Below are 16,763 nucleotides of genomic sequence, written 5' to 3'. Positions count from 1 at the left end.
TTAAAAAGTAAAACTATGCGAGGTGTGAAAATGGAAGCTTATAAACAACGAATGATTGATGAATATAATCAACTTAAAGAACGATGTGTGCGAATTGAAAATTTTTTAAAAGCATATAAAGAAAAACAAGTACCTGACTTTGAATTGTCCTGCCCACTTGAATTGTTACAATCTCAATATCACGCAATGAGAAGCTATTTAAAAATTTTAGAAACTCGTGCAAAATTCGAAAGAATTGACCTTATCGAGAAAGAGAAAATATATACAGTAGAAATCCCGGTAGGTGATGGTTTCTTTCAAACTTTGTGTCAAAGTGGCACCGGAAATCTGTGCTTAAACGATCATAAATATTTATCGCTTAAAAAATTACGAGAACATAATAGTTATGTTCCTGGCGGGCTTACTGAGAAAAAAATAAAAAATTCTACTGTAGCATGGGCGTGGCAATTTGCGAAAGAGGTAGAAGATGATTGAATTCTTTTTACCGATGCAAAAAATTCCGACTACGACTCATCAACAAAAAAAGGTAAACGTGAGATTTGGTAAGCCAATCTTTTATGAACCAGCCGACTTGAAAAATGCTAGAGCGAAATTTGAGAGCTTACTTGCCCAGCATGTCCCTCCTGATGAATTTAAAGGAGCAATTCGGCTGACGGTCAAGTGGTGCTTTCCGCGTATCAAAAAAAGCTACGACGGCCAGTACAAGACCACGAAGCCAGATACAGATAATCTCCAGAAGTTGCTCAAAGATTGCATGACGAAACTTGGATACTGGCAAGACGATGCACAAGTGGCCAGCGAGATTGTCGAGAAGTTTTGGGCAGACACAGTCGGAATTTATATCAAGATTGAGGAATTGCCATGAAAATCAATTATATTGATTTCTTTAGCAGGGTCATTCCGGAATGGATGGCGCGTAGCAATCAGAAAAGCCAAGAGGTCGGTTTTGGTTCAGATGCCTACTGGCTATGGGCAGTGTCGTCAATCGGAGAAATCTGCAAACAATACAATGATGATGAGCTGGTGACGGAGCAGTTTGGTCTGCTCTTTAACTGGCTAGAAAAACAAGCAGGATAAAACATGGAATATAGCAAACAAACAGTCATTGACGGACTGGAACGCACGATCGAGCAGACGGAGACAAAGATAGCAGAACTATCTGAGCCGTGTGTCAAATCGCTTGCTTTTAGCAGGTCTGAGCAACGTGACTTGCTTAAAAAGAAAGTGAAAAACTGGAAGAAGAGAATAAAGGAGTTGGAAGAATGAGTAAATTTGAAATCTCTCTGTCTAAAAATGACCTTGAACATATCGCTAACGGTTATGACATTAAAATCAAAATCAATGGTAAAAGATTTTTGGAAACAAATGAAATCATTTTGAAGCCTGCATTGACAAATGATGTTATGGCTCCGATATTGAATTATAGAGATAAAATAATCGATACTGAGGTACAAAATATTGCTAATAATTTTATTGGAGGTGCAAGATGATTCCGAAATTTAGAGCATATGATAGCGGGTCATTAAGTCGCATGTATCAACCTGATGAAGTGATGGTTGGAAATGGCAATATCTGTATTATTGATGAGGATTCTGTTGCTGGTGAATGGATTGTGAACAATGACATTCACCTCATGCAATCAACAGGATTGTTTGACAGAAATGGCAAGGAAGTGTTCGTTGGTGACATCGTTAAATGTACAAGAGGATGTCTCCATGAAGTGTATTTAGAAAAAGAATACGGTGGTACATTCATAGGCGGCATGCCTGCAGTTTATCTAAAAGGATTGAGTGAAGGATATGCGTGGACCGGATATGAGGAAATCATCGGCAACATCTACGAAAACAAGAAAATTTTGGAGGTGGGCGATTGACGATCAATATCAAACAACGATTAAAGGCCTTGCAGTACATCGATATCAAAGCGAAGTCGAAACACCAGGAAATCATCAGCTTGAAATCGAGCATCTTACGAGGACAGCAGTTCGACAGCATGCCGAAATCAGAAAGCTCATCTAATCGCTCTGAAGAGTTGAACGTACTGATTATTGATAAATCGGAACAGCTGTACCGCGAAATCCAAGAACTCTATCAGGAACGTGATGAGCTGGTGCAAGTGATTGAGTCATTGGATGATCCTGTGGAAAATATTATCATGCGCTTGTTGTATATTGATGGATTGTCATGGAGTCAAATTCAGGCTCAGTTACGTTGCGGACGTGGGACGATTCATCGGGCTAGAGAGAGCGCTTTGAAAAAAATTTCTAATAAATGGAATTAATGGAACTCTTTGGAACTTTTAAAGTGATATTATGGTATTGTCAGCAAGTACGGTAAAGCGGACTGATGACTCCTTTAACTTTTCGTAACGACATCTGGATAAGTCAGTGATTTCCTCTTTGTCTTTTTGGGTTCAATCCTTGATGTCGTTATTTTAGGCTTTTAGTGTAGCGGTAACACAACAGTCTCCAAAACTGTTATCGTAGGTTCGATTCCTACAAAGTCTGTGAGAGGTCTTGCATCAAGTCACACAAGCGTGTGGCTTTTTGTTTTTGTGAATGGAGGTGATGGAAAATCGCTAAACTAACTTTAAAACAACAGAGATTTGCTGATGAGTACATCATCAGTGGGAATGCAACAGCGGCGGCTGTAAAAGCGGGATATAGCTCTAAGTATGCGAACACGAACGCTTCTAAGCTACTACAAAATACTGCAATAAAATCCTATATAGACGAGAGACTGGCTCAGCTTGCATCTGAGAAAATCGCAACACAGGAGGAGGTACTCACTTACCTAACTTCGGTCATGCGAGGAGAAACGCAAGAGCAGACTTTGATAAGCATTGGAGAACTAGGCCAAACGATTACGGATATAGATGTCGGAGCGAAAGACAGAATCAAGGCGGCTGAACTCCTTGGCAAACGGCATAGGCTCTGGACGGATAAGGTTGAGGCAGATATTTCTGGAACGGTGGTGTTTGCGAATGAGTCAGACATACCAGATTAAACAGAATGATATTGTCGTAGACCTGCCTAAGATAGTAGGTGGTGGATATGGCCAGTTCTGGCGCTCTCGTAATTTCTATCGAGTAGTAAAAGGTTCTCGTGGTTCGAAGAAATCAAAGACTACGGCTCTTAACTTCATCACACGTATTTTGAAATATCCATGGGCAAACTTGCTTGTCATTCGTAGATATTCGAATACGAACAAGCAATCGACTTACACGGATTTTAAGTGGGCAGCTAACCAGTTAAAAGTTGCTCATAAGTTTAAATTCAATGAGTCCTTGCCTGAAATCACAGTAAGAGAAACAGGACAGAAGATTCTATTTCGTGGTTTGGATGATGAACTTAAAATCACATCTATCACGGTTGATGTAGGCATCTTATGTTGGGCATGGTTCGAGGAAGCGTATCAAATCGAGACTGAAGATAAGTTCAGTACGGTAGTCGAGTCTATCCGTGGTAGCTTAGATGTACCTGATTTTTTTAAACAAATCACGGTCACGTTTAACCCGTGGAATGAGAGGCACTGGCTCAAACGTGTCTTTTTTGATGAGGAAACTAGACGAGCCGACACATTCGCTACTACGACTACTTATCGATGCAACGAGTGGCTGGATGAAGTCGATATCAAGCGTTATGAAGATTTGTATCATACGAATCCAAGACGTGCGAGAATCGTGTGTGATGGTGAGTGGGGCGTGGCTGAGGGCCTTATCTACAACAATGTGGCTGTCAAAGACTTTGACAAAGATGAGTTGTTGCAGAATCCTGCTAACAAGTTGTGTATCGGTCTTGACTTTGGTTTTACTCATGATCCAACAGCATTGTGTTGTTCGCTGATAAACGACACAACGAAAGAGATACACATCTTTGATGAAGCGTACAGAGTCGGTCTGATAACCAAGGAAGTCGCTAAGATGATAAAAGATAAAGGTTATCATCGCTCTCAAATCATCGCAGACAGCGCAGAGTCACGGCTGATTGAAGAGCTCAGATCAGAACACGGCATATCTCGAATTAAAGAGAGCCGCAAAGGTAAAGATAGTATTATGGCAGGCGTATCCAAACTCCAAGGATACGCTATTTATGTGCATCCGAATTGTGAGCATATCATGGATGAATTTTACAGTTATTGTTATCAACGAGACAAAGAAGGCAATTGGTTGAATAAGCCAGAAGATAAGAACAACCACTTGATGGATGCATTGCGATATAGCCTTCAATGTATCGAAGGTGGGAAAGCAACCGTCCGCAGACGTTCGCAATACGGCTTATAGAAAGGATTTAAATGTATCAGATTTTAACTTATCCACGGGATGGATACGATGAAACAGCTTTGAATAAAGAATTGATTTACAAGCTGATTCGCAAGCATACACAAGAGCGCAGCCACTTGCAGGATTTGAAGAAATACTACTTGGGTGAGCATGCTATCTTGAATCACAAAAGGCGCAATCAGAACGCTCCAAACTTCAAGACAGTAGCCAATCACGCAAAGGACATTGCAGACACGTCCACGGGATATTTTATGGGCAATCCTATCAAGTATAACAATACTGCTGAGAGCGACCTTGAGCCTCTGCTTGTAGCTTTTGACGGTGCTGAAATAGACCAAGTGGATGCGCAGAATGCTCTGAACATGGCCATCTATGGTCGTGCTTATGAGTACATCTATGCTAAAGAGGGGTTGACTGAGCTAGATTCGACTAGCGTAGACCCTGAAAATGTGTTCATCGTTTACGATGACAGCATCGAGCGCAAGGCCTTGTTTGCGGTCTATTACTACGAAATTAAAGACGACACGAAAGATGCGACTAAGTATCAAGCAGAAGTCTTTACGCAGAATTTGCATTATCACATTGTGCTGCGTGATTCGAGTATGGGAACAACGAAGAATGAGCAGGTAGAACCTCACAACCTCGGGCAAATCCCAATCATCGAGTACCGCAATAATCATTTTGCGATTGGTGATTATGAGCAACAAATCAGCTTGATTGATGCTTACAACTCATTGATGGGTAATCGTGTCAACGACAAAGAGCAGGCAGTCGAGTCTATTCTTGTACTTTACGGCGCGCAGTTAGCTGACAATCTAGAAGATGCCAGGGAAGCAATGAGCATCCTTGCTGAAGAAGGTCTTTTGGAATTACCAGCAGATGCCAAGGCTGATTTCTTAAAGAACGCCCTGGATGAGAATGCAACTGAAATCTTGCGCAAGGCTTTGAAAGAAGACATCTACACATTCAGCCATGTGCCGAATTTGACAGATGAGAACTTTGCAGGCAATAGCTCGGGTGTAGCTATGGAATTCAAGTTGCTAGGCCTTGAAATGATCACTAAGACCAAAGAAGCGAATTACAAGCGAGGTCTTAGACAGCGGATTGCTATCTTCGCTCATTATTTGGGCATGCAGCAGATTGCTCTTGAAGCATATTCAATCGTGCCACAGTTTAGCCGTGGATTGCCTAAGAACTTGCTCGAATTGTCACAGATTATCAATAATCTTGAAGGTAAGGTCTCACTTCGTCAGCTTATTTCGCTCTTGCCATTTGTTGAAGATCCTGACGCTGAAATTGAAGAACTCGAAGAAGAGAAAGAGAAGAATAAGGACCGTGTGCCATTCTTTAATCAGACTAACACGAAGCCAGACGACGAGGTGACAGATGAAGAATCAGGAGTACTGGACCAAGAGAAAGGCTAATCTCATCTATGAGCAGATGGACAAGGCTGAGAGGCAAGCGGACAAGTTCGACGGGATTTACAAGCAATCTAAAGCATATTTAGATAAGCAAATCAACAAGGTCTTTGATAAATTCCAGCGTGATTATGGGTTAAGCGAGCGTGATGCTCGTCAAGTTTTAAAGAACATGAAGGATCAAAAGGACCTGAACGGACTTCGTAAGGTTCTTGAAGCTAGACCAAATGACCCAAATATCCAACGGTTACTCGCTGATTTAGATAGTCCAGCTTATGCTTATCGCATGAAGCGACTAGAGCGTTTGAACGACGATTTAGACCGCATGCGTGAGTCGATCTATCATTCTGAGAAGGTAGGATCAGATGCCTTTTATAGCGACCTGATGAAGGATAGCTATTACAAGGCTACTTTTGACCTGCAACAGCAGACAGGACTCGCTTATAGCTTCTCTGACTTACCTGAAACAGAAATCAAGCGCTTGAGGGGGCTAAAATGGACGGGAGAGGCCTATTCGGATAGGATATGGGAAAACACAGGGGCGCTCGCTTCAAGCGTGAAAGACGAGCTTCTGGTAAGTCTCATGACGGGTAGGAGCGTAAGAGATACATCTAAAGCAATCGCTGAAAAATTCGGAGTAGGTCAAAACAAAGCTAGGCGTTTAATTCGTACTGAGTCAGCGTTCTTTCATAACCAAATGGAACTGCTCAGCTATGAAGATGCTGAAATCACCAAGTACAAATTTGTGGCAGTATTGGACAGACGGACGTCACACATTTGTCAAGAGCATGACAACAAGGTCTACGATACAGACAAGGCTGTCCCTGGTGTGAACTATCCACCTCTACATCCGTGGTGCAGGTCTACGACTATCGCACATGACGAGGACGCAGACTATAGCAAGCTGGAACGTAGGGCAAGAAATCCTAAGACAGGTAAAGTTGAGTATGTGCCTGCGGATATGTCTTATAACGATTGGTATAGCAAGTATGTAGCTAGTGATGAAGTTGGTAAGATTGACTTTTCTAAGCTTACTTCTGAAGAAATCAATAATCTTGATTTTGATGATCTTTTAAAATATCTTGATTGGGCAGCTGAGCAAGATGCTTTAAAAGAGAAAGCGGAGCAGGCTGCTTTGCAAGCACGAGAGGATAACGTTTCTTTGGCACGACGTGATCTGGTAGATCGTTTAGAAAAGAGACTTAGAACAACGAATTTTGTTGATGTCTTTGGAGAAGAAAATGCGCAAGGTCTTTTAAGAGAATTGCGGTTCTTCCCGAATGATGATTTTGTGCAATCCCTCTACGGTTCAATCGATAAATTATCTTTTGCTAAAGTAAAAGAAATGTCTTCTCATGTGTCTGGTACACAAGTTAATTTGGCAAAAGGCGATTTTATTTACAACAAGAAATTTAATCAGAAAGCACATTCAATCGTTCTTCATGAATTGACTCATGGCATCGATAATATCGCAACTTACTTCGGTGCCCCGGAATTGGGAGCTAAAGCATTTAGCAGTCAGTATGACTTGTACAATACCATAAAAAAAGATATGGACAATTATATTTTCGGGGATATGAAGCTCAAAAGAGGAGCGTCTATGGATGAGAAACGAGACTTCTTTAATCTTCGTCAAGCTAAAGTAAGAGATTTCAAATTGGAATTACTTGAACTAGCAAAGAAACTACACCCGGAAATTCGTCCCGAAGAAAATGCAGAGGTTGCCGCATTTGCATCAGATATGATGAGTTCTTTCAGAAGCGCAGAATATGGCTCTCAGACTTTCAATCATCCAGACTCATATTGGAACAATAAAACCCATCGAGGGATGGAATTTATTGCAGAATATACTCAAGCACAAATGACTCCTGAAATAAAAGCGTTTTATGACAAAGTTTTCCCAAATTCTGTTAAAATATACAACAAGATATTTGAAGATATTTCAAAATTGAAATTAGAAAACAAAAAGCCGATTGTTTGGTAAGGAGGTCAGGATGTTTTTTTGGAAGAATGAAAAAATTTATAATCAATTCAAAGAAATCAGCGAGAGATACAATAGTCATTTTGGTGAAGATTTTCCTGTGTATTTGATAATTCCTTTCGAGGTAGATGAGGAAGCTATTTCGAAATATAATTCAGTCGTGGATTCATGCATCAAAAACAATAAAATGTATAAGAAACCGATTGATTACGATGATAGAAAATATTAAGCACCTAGAGAAATTTAAGTGCTTTTTTCGTGCTTAGAAAGGAGTAAAAGCATGTTTATTTGGGAATGGGTATCAATCGCTTTCGGGTGGTTGGTATTTTTGTTTTTAATTTTTATTGTTTTAGCGTTAATTAGCGGGATAATTGGCGGCATAAAGAAAGGATTGAAGAAATGAATCGTGATAATAAGCCTAATATGGATAAGGTAAAAATAGGTGGTATCGTCTACGAAATCGAAAAAATAACTGATTTACAGGAAAAAACAGGAGAATGGGGACATATTGAGTACAAGACATGCAGGATTGTTCTTGACGACTCAGCTAGTCAACAAATCGAAGATCAGACGCTTATTCACGAAATTACGCATGGCATTTTAGTTGAAGCTGGCTATATAAATCATGAAGAAGAGCAGGCAGACCGAATCGGGAAAATTCTTTATCAAGTTTTGGTCGATAATGACTTCTCATGGCTCAAAAACAGAAAGTAGGTGATCCGACATCTTGACTTGCAGGAATAGACTGCTATAAATTACTGTAAATTGCTATAAACCGTGTCGAAATCGAGGCGGTTTTCTTTTGCTCTAACCGTATGGAATCCCGTACGGTTTTTATGCGCACAAAGGGGAGATAGTTCGATCCTATCTCACGGGTTAATCAAGTTCGAGTCTTGAAATCTGGCGGGTGGTTCGAGTCCACCGGTGCGCGTTATTGTCCAAGCATTGAAGACATAAAAAGCTATGGAATTATACAGTCGGGGACGACTTAAAAAATAGGAGGTTCGCAATGAACGAAGAAACACAAACAGTCGAAACGGTTGAAGTCCAAGAGGTACCTGCAGAACCTACGCAACAACCGCAAGACGAGAAGAAGTACACGGATGCAGACGTCGATGCTATCATCGATAAGAAATTTGCTAAGTGGAAATCTGAGCAAGAAGCTAGAGAAAACGAAGCTAAGAAGCTTGCTAAGATGAACGCTGACGAGAAACAGAAATATCAGTTGGATCAGCGTGAGCAAGAACTGGCTGACCGTGAAAAGGCTATTGTTCGCAAGGAATTGACTGCAGAAGCTAAGACGATGCTAAGCGAACGTGGCTTACCAGTCGAATTAGTAGCCGTGGTTGATTTGTCAAACGCTGAAGCCGTGACTGAATCAGTCGCAAGCATTCAGAAAACGTGGGAGGATGCAGTTCAGAAAGGTGTATCCGAACGCATGAAGGGTAGCGCACCTATTAAAACTGCGCCAACGAATCAGCAAGAAGTTGTAGAAAAATGGAAACAGGACTTTTTGCGCTAAAAATATAAATAATGAGGTAAAAATAAATGGCATTTGAAGCATTAAACACAGCAGAATCACGCAAGCGTCATCTTGGAATCATTGAAGATGTACTTGCAGTAAATTCATACGCAACACCGCTTTTGACACCAAGCGAAGCAGTAACTCTAAATGGTCGCTCTTTCACAGTCGCAACTGGTGACACAACTGAGTTGAAAGACTACAAACGTAATCAAAAGAATGAATTTGACAACGTTGAAGTTGAAGAAAAGATCTACACTCTTGATGAAGAAAAATACTGGGGCCGTTTCGTCGACCAGTTGGACGAACGTGACTCAAACGGTCAAGTAAACGTTGAATATGTGATTGCCCGTCAAGCTGCTAAAGTAGTAGCTCCATACCTTGATGAACTACGTTTTGGTGCAGCGCTTGGAAACGTAAGCGACAATGTGGTTATGGGTAAAACAGCAGGCGCAAACAACGCTTACAATGCAGTTCTTGATGTTTCTGAGAAATTGGATGAACTCGGAATCACTAAAGAACGTTTGCTCTTTGTTACACCAAGCTTCTACAAGGCTATCAAATCTGAAATCGTACGCTTGCCACAAGGTGACGCAGATAAGAAAGTCCTCGGTAAAGGCTATGTTGGTGAATTGGACGACTACACGGTCTACAAAGTACCTTCAAAATTCTTGCCAGGTGTAAACGCCCTTGCAGCTGTTCATGGTGTTGTGACATCTCCAATTCAAATTGACAACACTAAGTACAACGACAACGTGCCTGGTCGCTTTGGTGAGTTGGTGGAACAATTACTCTACACTGGAGCTTACGTCCTTGAACACTTCCAAAAGTACATCATCACAATTGCAGACACTAAACCTGCTGCTAAAAAATCAGCACAAGGCAAGACAGTGAATCGTGCTAAAAAATGGAAGACCGGAACAACATACAAAGAAGGCGACACAGTAACGCATGAGGACAAGGTCTACGTTGCTATCAAAGACATCACTAGCTCGACCGACGCACCAGACTCTGACTCTGCTAACTGGAAGGTCAAGAAATAAGGTCTGATCTATGAAAGTCAGAGTAAAGCAAGCCTTCAATGACTGGCAAGCGAAAGTGAGACGACATGAGAATGATGTCTTTGAGATGACAGACGAACGATTCAACGAATTGTCGCATAATCTCAAGAGTGAGTTCTCGGTCGATATTGCAGACGTTGTCGAAATCATTGACGAAACTGAAACCCAAGGAGACGAGACGACTCCTTACGATTAGGAGGTCTTATGGAACTTGAAAAATTAAAACAATTGACAGGCGAGAGTGACGAAACAGTCCTCTCGTCTTTACATTTAAGGGCTGAAAATATCATTTTATCTGAAACGAACCGGGACAAGCTGACGCCTGCGCTCGACAGGTTACTACCTGAACTTGTAATCGAGCTCTACAACCGCACAGGAAGCGAGGGAGAGCAGTCTAGGAGCGAAGGTGGTATCTCTGTTACCTATGCAGAGTCTGGCTTGTCTACGGGCCTTTTACAGCGTATTCGTATGCATCGATTAGCGAGGGTGGCAGGCCATGTTTTTGAAAAAGAGTAAACTGAAACCATATCCTATGAAACGGTTCGAGAAGACCGTGACGAATGAGGGTGTTGCTAAAGAAGGATATACGGATAAAGTTGAAGAAGTAAGGCTTGAATTGTGGCCAGCTGCTAGCAAGCTACAATCTGAGATTTACGGTGAACACTTGAATGATATCCTGAATGCGAATGCGAGCAAGTGTGCAGACATCAACGTGAAAGACGGTGTCTGTATCGATAGCAAGACAGAGGTCACGCATCGGGTTATCTCAAAGAAAGTATACAGTCATCATCAAGTTTTGGAGTTAGAACGTGTCAGGTTTACTCGGAGCAGATAGCTTAATCGCTAAATGTCGCAAGCTATACGGCGCAAAGAGCAACGAGATAGTAGGACAAGCGTTCTTGCATGCTGCTAAAACAGTCGTACAACCAGATGCTAAACTAAGAGCGCCAGCGAATGAGGGTGAGTTGAGAAACAGCATAAGGGTGCGATTAAAAGTAAACGGCAACAAGATATCAAGCGAAGTCTTTACAAACTCAGATCATGGCGCCTATGTCGAACTAGGAACGGGTCCAAAAGGGCAAGAGAACCATTCTGGCATATCACCAGAAGTAAGCGTGTCTTATCGCTCTAGTCCTTGGTATGTGCACGAAGACCAAATCAACGTAGGACCTTACCACTTTGCAAAAAGAGGGGAGTTTTACAAGATGTATGGTCAGCCTGCGCAACCTTACTTGTATCCAGCTTTGAAAGATAACCATGACCGTGTGTCAAGAAACATTTCAAAATACGTTAGTAGAAAGATAAGAGAACAGATAAAATGATTAATATTAAGCCAGTTATTTTTAAAGAATTGCAGAAGGTCGCAGATAACGTGACTGATACTTACCCGAGCGACTGGGAGAATGTTCCAGTCGTCATTTTTTTGGAAGAACAAAATAAACCTGGTGAATGGTTCGACGACCAAGAGAAGAAGTCGCATATTCGCTATAAAGTGGATATCTTCGACAAAGATAGCACAAGCGATTTGGCAGTTAAAATCAATGAAATCTTCGCATCTTTAGGATTGCGAAGAACAGATTGTCAGGACGTGCCTGATCCGTCGCATTTGCGTCACAAGTTGATGCGTTTCGAGGGAATCGTTGACCTTAATTCACAATTGGTTTATCAATACAGAATGGAGAATTAAAACATGTTAGCAAACGGAATCACGCTATCATTTAGCGAAACAAAAGGAAGCTATACCAAGCTTGCAGGCTTGAAAGAAGTCCCTGAATTTGGTATCGAACCTGAAAAAGTTGAAAATACGACCTTGGAAGATAAGGTTAAGAAATACGAATTTGGTATTGGTGACGCTGGAGAACTCGAGTACAAGTTTGCTTATGATAACACAACTACCACTTCACCTTACCGTGTTTTGCGCAAAGCAGCAGACGACAAGAAGAAACTCTTCTTTGAGCAAGCTTATCCAGACGGTACCAAGGTCAATTTTGAAGGTCAAGTATCCGTTAAGCTTGGTGGTGGCGGAGTGAACTCTGTTATCGAATTCACGCTCAAGATTGCATTACAGTCTGAACTTGTATTCACAGACGGAATTGGAGGTTAATAGATGGCTCTACCATACGCAACTTGGAAAGTTAGTGATGATAAGGAGTTGAAGCTCCGCCTCACTTCATTGCAAGCGACCAAAGTTGAAGAAAAAATCGGAGCAAACTTGCTCAAGATGTTCATGCCCGCTGAAGGCGAAGCCTTTGCTTTGCCCCCTCTAAAAGTCATGTTGCTGTTGACCCATGGTGCACTTCAAAAATTCGAGCATGGACTCTCATTTGAAGATGTATCTGATCTATACGATGACTACGTCGATAACGGTGGGGATCAGGCAGCATTCATGGCAGACGTCATCTTGCCAATGCTTCAAGTGTCGGGTTTTATGCCACGGGAGAAAACAAGCAAGAAAACTCCCAAGAAATCCAAAGCCAAAATGGAAGTAGTCGAGTAGAACAGACTACTGTACATTCAGTAAAAGAAATGGTCGAGAGGTTATACCCGATGTTTTTAGATATCGGGGGCAAGCCTCTCGATTTTTGGGATTTAACGGTACTTGAAATCAGAGATATGATTGAAAGCTATAATCGTGTCACAATCCAAAAGCAAAAAGAAAAAATCATTGAATCTTACAGACTTTCGCAGATGATAGCAAATAATGTATCCTTGTTGCTTTCAAAAGATGCTAAACCACTTGAAGCATGGGATTATGCTCCTGAGCTTTTCGAAAAAGAACGAGAGCAAGTTGAACAAGCAAGATTGGCTCAAGAATTGAAATTGCATAAGGAACGCATGCGCATGTTTGCTGAGAGTCACAATCGAAAATTAAAGATGAAAGGAGAATAGATGGGAGTTACTCTTGACGAGCTCAAGGTTATGATTGATGCTGAAATCGCACCTTTCAAGAACAAGATGAAAGAAGTCGAGAATAAGGTCAAAGATGCCTCTAACAAAGTACAGTCATCAACCGACAAAATCAAGGCACAGTCTGGCTCCATGCTAGGTGTGTTTGGTAAACTAGCAAAATTCGCTGGATTTGCCTATCTTGGTAAGAAAATGCTTGATGTCGGCATGTACTCAACTCAGATGGCTCTTGAAGTCGCAGCATCAATTAACCAAATTAAGCGTCAAATGGGCGAGAGCTCACAGACATTCTTAAAATGGGTCAACGATAACGCAAACGCTATGAATATGGGTGTTGGTGAAGCGACGAAATACGGGGCGGTGTATTCAAACTTATTTTCGGGTTTTATCAAAGATTCAAACAAGCTGAGTGCATACACTGCTAAGATGCTTCAGACATCGGCAGTAGTCGCAGAGGGTTCGGGTCGTAGCATTACGGACGTTATGGAGCGTATTCGTTCCGGTTTGTTAGGGAACACCGAAGCAATTGAAGATTTAGGAATCAACGTCAATGTGGCCATGATTCAATCTACAGAAGCGTTCAAGCGCTTTGCAAATGGCCAAAGTTGGGACCAACTCGACTATCAGACTCAACAACAAATTCGTCTCATGGCTATTCTAGAGCAAGCAACTGCTAAGTACGGCACGACTCTGTCACAGTCGGTCAATGGGCGTATTAGCTTGTTTAAATCGCTATTGAAGGATGCTGCCTTAAACGTAGGCAACACCTTCTTGCCGATTATCAATGCTATCATGCCAGTCTTGAATTCGTTCGCTATGGTCTTGAAGAGCGTGACTGCTAAACTCGCTGAGTTTATCGCGTTGATGTTTAACAAGAAAGCGACTGTTAAGGATGGTGTAGCAGGCGCAGTCGGTGACATGAACGGAGCCTTACAAGATGCAGCAGGTGGCGCAGGCGACCTCGCAGATGCTATGGGTGACGCAGACGATGCTTCAGGTGGTCTAGCTGATAACCTCGGAGACTCGGCCAAAAACGCTAAGAAAGCAGTCAAAGAATTGCTTGGTCTGATGGGATTTGATGAAATCAACCTTTTGAACAAGAAAGATGATTCAGACGACGGAGGCTCTGGCGGCTCTGGCGGTTCTGGTGGTGGCGGAGGCAAAGGCAAAGGCGGTAAAGGAAAGGGAGGCGGCGGACCTTTCAAAGACATCTTGCCAGAAGTTGCCTTAACTGATATGGACAACCAATTCAAGAGCATTTTTGACGGGCTAGGCGATAAGCTAAAAGGGTTGTTTGATCTCTTCAAAAAAGGTTTTAATGCTGCATTCAGAGCCGAAGGACTAGAACGTATCAAGAATGCTTTAGGTCGAATTAAGAAGACACTTGAAGAAATTGGAAGTGATCCAAGAGTAGCCAATGCTTTTAATGTCATGACCGAGAAAATTGCTTATGCATTGGGGCAGATAGCGGGTTCTATCGGCACAATTGGAGTTGGAATTGGTGTATTTCTTGCTGAAAGCATAGCAAATGGTCTAGAACGTCAAAAGGAACGCATTATTCGCTCGCTTGTGGCACAATTCGAGAATACGGGCAATATGTTTGCATCAGCTGGAAACATCGCTCAGGCATTCGCAGATGGTTTCTATGATGTAATTACATCCGATGGAGCGGTTCGTATTGGAAGTTCAATTGTTTCTGCCATTCTAGCAATTCAATCTAGCATTGTAGAGATTGGCTTCAAACTCGGCGGCGACCTCATGCAAGGAATCGAGCGAATTGTTACGGATAACATGCCTGGTATCGCTGACGCACTTTCGAATGCCCTATCTGCCGTTGCTCCTGTTTTTGAGAGTGCAGAACAAGCGATCAATGCTATGTCTGATTCTCTCAGCCGTGTGTATGATAATTACATTCGTCCAACGATTGAATCATCAACGAAAGCTATATCAAACATTATCGATTTGTTTGTAAGAGGCTGGAATAATTACATCCAACCAATTATCGAAAAACTCGGTCAAGGCTTCTCGGATACAATTGGCAAACATATCTCGCCAATGATTCAGAAGATTTTGGAGATGGTCGCAAGTTTCCAAGAAATGTCACAAGTCATTAACGCTTATGTAGGTCCTGCTATTGGCTTTATCGTTGAGGAATTGACGAGAGTTCTAGCTCCAACTCTTGAATATATCGGAGAAGTCTTTCGCGTATTATTCAATACGGTTGCTGATATATTCGGAGGCATAGCGGATTTTCTTAAGGGTGTGTTTGATATCATCACTGGTATTCTTACGAGTGATATGAGTAAGATTTTCGATGGTTTCACAGAAACGGGCGATGCTATCATGAACATCTTATCAACACTCCTCACAGCTTTGTTAGATTTAACAGTAGCGATTTTGAAAGTTATCTGGGATACGATTGTAGCAATCTTCCAAGGAATCTGGGATGGTATCGTGGCTATCTTCACACCGATTGGCGAATGGTTCGCAGAACGCTGGAACGATATCACAACTGTTTTAGCTGACGTAGCTAAATGGTTTGGGGACATGTTCCAGAAAGCTTGGAATGTACTGACAAACATATTCTCTTCAATCGGCACTTGGTTTAGTGGACGCTGGAACGATGTTACAAGTGCTCTTGCGAATGTATCTTCTTGGTTCGGGAATACATTTACGAATGCATACAATGCAGTCAGGAATGCTTTTAGCTCAATCGGCAGTTTCTTTTCTGGTGTTTGGAATACGGTTAAGGGTATCTTCGTAAACGCTGGTCAAATGGTTGGTAGTGCAGTAGGTGGTGCTTTCAGAAGTGCAGTCAATGCGGTTCTTGGGACGATTGAAAATGTAGTCAACGGCTTCATTGGCATGATCAATGGTGTTATTGGCATGATTAACAAAATACCTGGCGTATCCCTTGGCGGTATTGGATATGTGAGCCTGCCACGTTTAGCTCGTGGTGGTATTGTCGATAGTCCAACAGTTGCCATGATTGGTGAAGCTGGTAAAGAGGTCGTTATGCCTCTTGAAAATACTGGATTCTTGCAGACTATGGGGCGCATCGTAGGTGGTGCGGTAGTCAATGCCTTGGGCGGTGGCTTACCACAATCTGGAGGCTTCAGCGGTAGCGGTGACATCGTCATCATGATTGGCGGTCACGAGTTCGGTCGTGTAGCTATCCAAGAAATCAATCGAGAACAAGAACGTGCAGGACAAGTCTTGCTTAACATTTAAAGGGAGGTAAAATGGCACGCTTAATTATCAATGGGGTGGCTGTTAAGCCTCCCAAATCTTTTCAAGTCGGTATCCAAGATATTGACGGAGAAACAGGCCGAAATGCTAACGGTGACATGGTCCGTGACCGTATCACGACCAAGCGAAAATTAGATTGCGAATGGGGCATGCTGACTCAAGATGAAATGAGTCAGCTTTTAAATGCTGTATCATCTGAATTTTTTGAGGTGTCTTATCCAGATCCTATGGCTGGGCAAGTCACAAAGACTTTTTATGTTGGGGACAGAACAGCTCCAAGTTATTCGTTTGCCGAGAAGTTCAAGCCCTGGTCAGGCGCTAAATTTAATCTGGTAGAAAGGTAG

At 42.0% G+C, this 16,763-nt stretch carries 25 protein-coding genes and 1 tRNA gene; all 26 read left to right on the top strand.

What is annotated here, in order from left to right; all coding sequences use genetic code 11:
- Nucleotides 1-30: 30 nt before the first annotated feature.
- The 26 genes from HMPREF9965_RS06340 to HMPREF9965_RS06225 all read left to right on the top strand — a co-directional run bounded on the left by HMPREF9965_RS06340 (nucleotide 31) and on the right by HMPREF9965_RS06225 (nucleotide 16,763).
- Complete coding sequence (locus tag HMPREF9965_RS06340; protein ID WP_004243394.1) at nucleotides 31-474, top strand: crAss001_48 related protein; 444 nt, start codon at nucleotides 31-33, stop codon at nucleotides 472-474.
- A complete protein-coding gene (locus HMPREF9965_RS06335; protein WP_000569003.1) occupies nucleotides 467-865 on the top strand; it encodes a RusA family crossover junction endodeoxyribonuclease in 399 nt (132 codons plus the stop codon). The genes HMPREF9965_RS06340 and HMPREF9965_RS06335 overlap by 8 nt, the downstream gene beginning before the upstream one ends.
- Nucleotides 862-1,077, top strand: a complete 216-nt coding sequence (locus HMPREF9965_RS06330; protein ID WP_000701006.1) for a hypothetical protein — start codon at nucleotides 862-864, stop codon at nucleotides 1,075-1,077. Before HMPREF9965_RS06335 ends, HMPREF9965_RS06330 begins: the two co-directional genes overlap by 4 nt.
- A gap of 3 nt (nucleotides 1,078-1,080) precedes the next feature.
- On the top strand, nucleotides 1,081-1,266 hold the full coding sequence (locus HMPREF9965_RS06325; protein WP_000456793.1) for a hypothetical protein: 186 nt from the start codon (nucleotides 1,081-1,083) through the stop codon (nucleotides 1,264-1,266).
- Nucleotides 1,263-1,490: a hypothetical protein gene (locus tag HMPREF9965_RS06320; protein ID WP_000032694.1), complete on the top strand. Its 228-nt coding sequence runs from the start codon at nucleotides 1,263-1,265 to the stop codon at nucleotides 1,488-1,490. Before HMPREF9965_RS06325 ends, HMPREF9965_RS06320 begins: the two co-directional genes overlap by 4 nt.
- Nucleotides 1,487-1,873, top strand: a complete 387-nt coding sequence (locus HMPREF9965_RS06315; protein ID WP_000612377.1) for a YopX family protein — start codon at nucleotides 1,487-1,489, stop codon at nucleotides 1,871-1,873. Before HMPREF9965_RS06320 ends, HMPREF9965_RS06315 begins: the two co-directional genes overlap by 4 nt.
- The gene (locus HMPREF9965_RS0102350; protein WP_000154469.1) at nucleotides 1,870-2,280 is read left to right on the top strand and encodes a DUF1492 domain-containing protein; all 411 of its coding nucleotides are present in this window, start codon (nucleotides 1,870-1,872) and stop codon (nucleotides 2,278-2,280) included. The genes HMPREF9965_RS06315 and HMPREF9965_RS0102350 overlap by 4 nt, the downstream gene beginning before the upstream one ends.
- 155 nt (nucleotides 2,281-2,435) lie before the next feature.
- Nucleotides 2,436-2,506: transfer RNA gene (locus tag HMPREF9965_RS06310), tRNA-Trp, on the top strand.
- 67 nt (nucleotides 2,507-2,573) lie between these two features.
- Nucleotides 2,574-3,005 carry a terminase small subunit gene (locus HMPREF9965_RS0102345; RefSeq protein WP_025170828.1) on the top strand — a complete coding sequence of 144 codons (432 nt, stop codon included), beginning with the start codon at nucleotides 2,574-2,576 and terminating at the stop codon, nucleotides 3,003-3,005.
- Nucleotides 2,983-4,281, top strand: coding sequence for a PBSX family phage terminase large subunit (locus HMPREF9965_RS06305; RefSeq protein WP_000084408.1), 1,299 nt, complete (start codon nucleotides 2,983-2,985; stop codon nucleotides 4,279-4,281). The genes HMPREF9965_RS0102345 and HMPREF9965_RS06305 overlap by 23 nt, the downstream gene beginning before the upstream one ends.
- Before the next feature lie 11 nt (nucleotides 4,282-4,292).
- On the top strand, nucleotides 4,293-5,705 hold the full coding sequence (locus HMPREF9965_RS06300) for a phage portal protein (protein WP_000284344.1): 1,413 nt from the start codon (nucleotides 4,293-4,295) through the stop codon (nucleotides 5,703-5,705).
- Nucleotides 5,668-7,683, top strand: a complete 2,016-nt coding sequence (locus tag HMPREF9965_RS06295; protein ID WP_000795725.1) for a minor capsid protein — start codon at nucleotides 5,668-5,670, stop codon at nucleotides 7,681-7,683. The genes HMPREF9965_RS06300 and HMPREF9965_RS06295 overlap by 38 nt, the downstream gene beginning before the upstream one ends.
- Before the next feature lie 10 nt (nucleotides 7,684-7,693).
- Nucleotides 7,694-7,909: a hypothetical protein gene (locus HMPREF9965_RS06290; protein WP_000466474.1), complete on the top strand. Its 216-nt coding sequence runs from the start codon at nucleotides 7,694-7,696 to the stop codon at nucleotides 7,907-7,909.
- A 170-nt stretch (nucleotides 7,910-8,079) separates the two neighbouring features.
- Nucleotides 8,080-8,394, top strand: coding sequence for a hypothetical protein (locus HMPREF9965_RS06285; RefSeq protein WP_001078078.1), 315 nt, complete (start codon nucleotides 8,080-8,082; stop codon nucleotides 8,392-8,394).
- 295 nt (nucleotides 8,395-8,689) lie between these two features.
- Nucleotides 8,690-9,202 (top strand): DUF4355 domain-containing protein, encoded by a 513-nt coding sequence (locus tag HMPREF9965_RS06280; protein WP_001001560.1) that lies wholly within the window; start codon nucleotides 8,690-8,692, stop codon nucleotides 9,200-9,202.
- A gap of 26 nt (nucleotides 9,203-9,228) precedes the next feature.
- Complete coding sequence (locus HMPREF9965_RS06275) at nucleotides 9,229-10,245, top strand: carbohydrate-binding protein (RefSeq protein WP_000863376.1); 1,017 nt, start codon at nucleotides 9,229-9,231, stop codon at nucleotides 10,243-10,245.
- A gap of 10 nt (nucleotides 10,246-10,255) precedes the next feature.
- On the top strand, nucleotides 10,256-10,459 hold the full coding sequence (locus HMPREF9965_RS06270; RefSeq protein WP_000868431.1) for a hypothetical protein: 204 nt from the start codon (nucleotides 10,256-10,258) through the stop codon (nucleotides 10,457-10,459).
- An 8-nt stretch (nucleotides 10,460-10,467) separates the two neighbouring features.
- Nucleotides 10,468-10,779, top strand: a complete 312-nt coding sequence (locus HMPREF9965_RS06265) for a phage head-tail connector protein (protein WP_000418186.1) — start codon at nucleotides 10,468-10,470, stop codon at nucleotides 10,777-10,779.
- Entirely contained in the window at nucleotides 10,760-11,098 is a 339-nt protein-coding gene (locus HMPREF9965_RS06260) for a hypothetical protein (RefSeq protein WP_000478874.1), read from the top strand. The genes HMPREF9965_RS06265 and HMPREF9965_RS06260 overlap by 20 nt, the downstream gene beginning before the upstream one ends.
- Complete coding sequence (locus tag HMPREF9965_RS06255) at nucleotides 11,073-11,585, top strand: HK97-gp10 family putative phage morphogenesis protein (RefSeq protein ID WP_000015945.1); 513 nt, start codon at nucleotides 11,073-11,075, stop codon at nucleotides 11,583-11,585. The genes HMPREF9965_RS06260 and HMPREF9965_RS06255 overlap by 26 nt, the downstream gene beginning before the upstream one ends.
- Nucleotides 11,582-11,950 (top strand): hypothetical protein, encoded by a 369-nt coding sequence (locus tag HMPREF9965_RS06250; RefSeq protein WP_000608231.1) that lies wholly within the window; start codon nucleotides 11,582-11,584, stop codon nucleotides 11,948-11,950. The genes HMPREF9965_RS06255 and HMPREF9965_RS06250 overlap by 4 nt, the downstream gene beginning before the upstream one ends.
- A 3-nt stretch (nucleotides 11,951-11,953) precedes the next feature.
- A complete protein-coding gene (locus HMPREF9965_RS06245) occupies nucleotides 11,954-12,367 on the top strand; it encodes a phage tail tube protein (RefSeq protein ID WP_000880673.1) in 414 nt (137 codons plus the stop codon).
- Nucleotides 12,368-12,370: 3 nt separating this feature from the next.
- Nucleotides 12,371-12,760 carry a DUF6096 family protein gene (locus tag HMPREF9965_RS06240; protein WP_001207821.1) on the top strand — a complete coding sequence of 130 codons (390 nt, stop codon included), beginning with the start codon at nucleotides 12,371-12,373 and terminating at the stop codon, nucleotides 12,758-12,760.
- A 50-nt stretch (nucleotides 12,761-12,810) separates the two neighbouring features.
- Nucleotides 12,811-13,152 (top strand): hypothetical protein, encoded by a 342-nt coding sequence (locus tag HMPREF9965_RS06235; protein ID WP_000478004.1) that lies wholly within the window; start codon nucleotides 12,811-12,813, stop codon nucleotides 13,150-13,152.
- The gene (locus HMPREF9965_RS06230; RefSeq protein ID WP_000539236.1) at nucleotides 13,153-16,401 is read left to right on the top strand and encodes a phage tail protein; all 3,249 of its coding nucleotides are present in this window, start codon (nucleotides 13,153-13,155) and stop codon (nucleotides 16,399-16,401) included.
- A gap of 11 nt (nucleotides 16,402-16,412) precedes the next feature.
- Nucleotides 16,413-16,763, top strand: a complete 351-nt coding sequence (locus tag HMPREF9965_RS06225) for a DUF6711 family protein (RefSeq protein ID WP_000113176.1) — start codon at nucleotides 16,413-16,415, stop codon at nucleotides 16,761-16,763.

This window comes from Streptococcus mitis bv. 2 str. SK95 (genome assembly GCF_000222705.1).
GTDB classification, from domain to species: domain Bacteria; phylum Bacillota; class Bacilli; order Lactobacillales; family Streptococcaceae; genus Streptococcus; species Streptococcus mitis_AY.
Note: the sequence above shows the minus strand (reverse complement) of the source record. Positions and strands in the feature narration are given on the sequence as shown.

Excerpts from the sequence above, each read along its gene's own strand:
- HMPREF9965_RS06250 (WP_000608231.1), top strand. The coding sequence starts at position 11,582 with ATGATTAATATTAAGCCAGTTATTTTTAAAGAATTGCAGAAGGTCGCA.
- HMPREF9965_RS06285 (WP_001078078.1), top strand. The coding sequence starts at position 8,080 with ATGAATCGTGATAATAAGCCTAATATGGATAAGGTAAAAATAGGTGGT.
- HMPREF9965_RS06330 (WP_000701006.1), top strand. The coding sequence starts at position 862 with ATGAAAATCAATTATATTGATTTCTTTAGCAGGGTCATTCCGGAATGG.
- HMPREF9965_RS06260 (WP_000478874.1), top strand. The coding sequence starts at position 10,760 with ATGTTTTTGAAAAAGAGTAAACTGAAACCATATCCTATGAAACGGTTC.
- HMPREF9965_RS06240 (WP_001207821.1), top strand. The coding sequence starts at position 12,371 with ATGGCTCTACCATACGCAACTTGGAAAGTTAGTGATGATAAGGAGTTG.
- HMPREF9965_RS06320 (WP_000032694.1), top strand. The coding sequence starts at position 1,263 with ATGAGTAAATTTGAAATCTCTCTGTCTAAAAATGACCTTGAACATATC.
- HMPREF9965_RS06230 (WP_000539236.1), top strand. The coding sequence starts at position 13,153 with ATGGGAGTTACTCTTGACGAGCTCAAGGTTATGATTGATGCTGAAATC.
- HMPREF9965_RS06225 (WP_000113176.1), top strand. The coding sequence starts at position 16,413 with ATGGCACGCTTAATTATCAATGGGGTGGCTGTTAAGCCTCCCAAATCT.
- HMPREF9965_RS06265 (WP_000418186.1), top strand. The coding sequence starts at position 10,468 with ATGGAACTTGAAAAATTAAAACAATTGACAGGCGAGAGTGACGAAACA.
- HMPREF9965_RS06275 (WP_000863376.1), top strand. The coding sequence starts at position 9,229 with ATGGCATTTGAAGCATTAAACACAGCAGAATCACGCAAGCGTCATCTT.
- HMPREF9965_RS06305 (WP_000084408.1), top strand. The coding sequence starts at position 2,983 with ATGAGTCAGACATACCAGATTAAACAGAATGATATTGTCGTAGACCTG.
- HMPREF9965_RS06325 (WP_000456793.1), top strand. The coding sequence starts at position 1,081 with ATGGAATATAGCAAACAAACAGTCATTGACGGACTGGAACGCACGATC.
- HMPREF9965_RS06300 (WP_000284344.1), top strand. The coding sequence starts at position 4,293 with ATGTATCAGATTTTAACTTATCCACGGGATGGATACGATGAAACAGCT.
- HMPREF9965_RS06280 (WP_001001560.1), top strand. The coding sequence starts at position 8,690 with ATGAACGAAGAAACACAAACAGTCGAAACGGTTGAAGTCCAAGAGGTA.
- HMPREF9965_RS06340 (WP_004243394.1), top strand. The coding sequence starts at position 31 with ATGGAAGCTTATAAACAACGAATGATTGATGAATATAATCAACTTAAA.
- HMPREF9965_RS06270 (WP_000868431.1), top strand. The coding sequence starts at position 10,256 with ATGAAAGTCAGAGTAAAGCAAGCCTTCAATGACTGGCAAGCGAAAGTG.
- HMPREF9965_RS06335 (WP_000569003.1), top strand. The coding sequence starts at position 467 with ATGATTGAATTCTTTTTACCGATGCAAAAAATTCCGACTACGACTCAT.
- HMPREF9965_RS06295 (WP_000795725.1), top strand. The coding sequence starts at position 5,668 with ATGAAGAATCAGGAGTACTGGACCAAGAGAAAGGCTAATCTCATCTAT.
- HMPREF9965_RS06235 (WP_000478004.1), top strand. The coding sequence starts at position 12,811 with ATGTTTTTAGATATCGGGGGCAAGCCTCTCGATTTTTGGGATTTAACG.
- HMPREF9965_RS06290 (WP_000466474.1), top strand. The coding sequence starts at position 7,694 with ATGTTTTTTTGGAAGAATGAAAAAATTTATAATCAATTCAAAGAAATC.
- HMPREF9965_RS06245 (WP_000880673.1), top strand. The coding sequence starts at position 11,954 with ATGTTAGCAAACGGAATCACGCTATCATTTAGCGAAACAAAAGGAAGC.
- HMPREF9965_RS06315 (WP_000612377.1), top strand. The coding sequence starts at position 1,487 with ATGATTCCGAAATTTAGAGCATATGATAGCGGGTCATTAAGTCGCATG.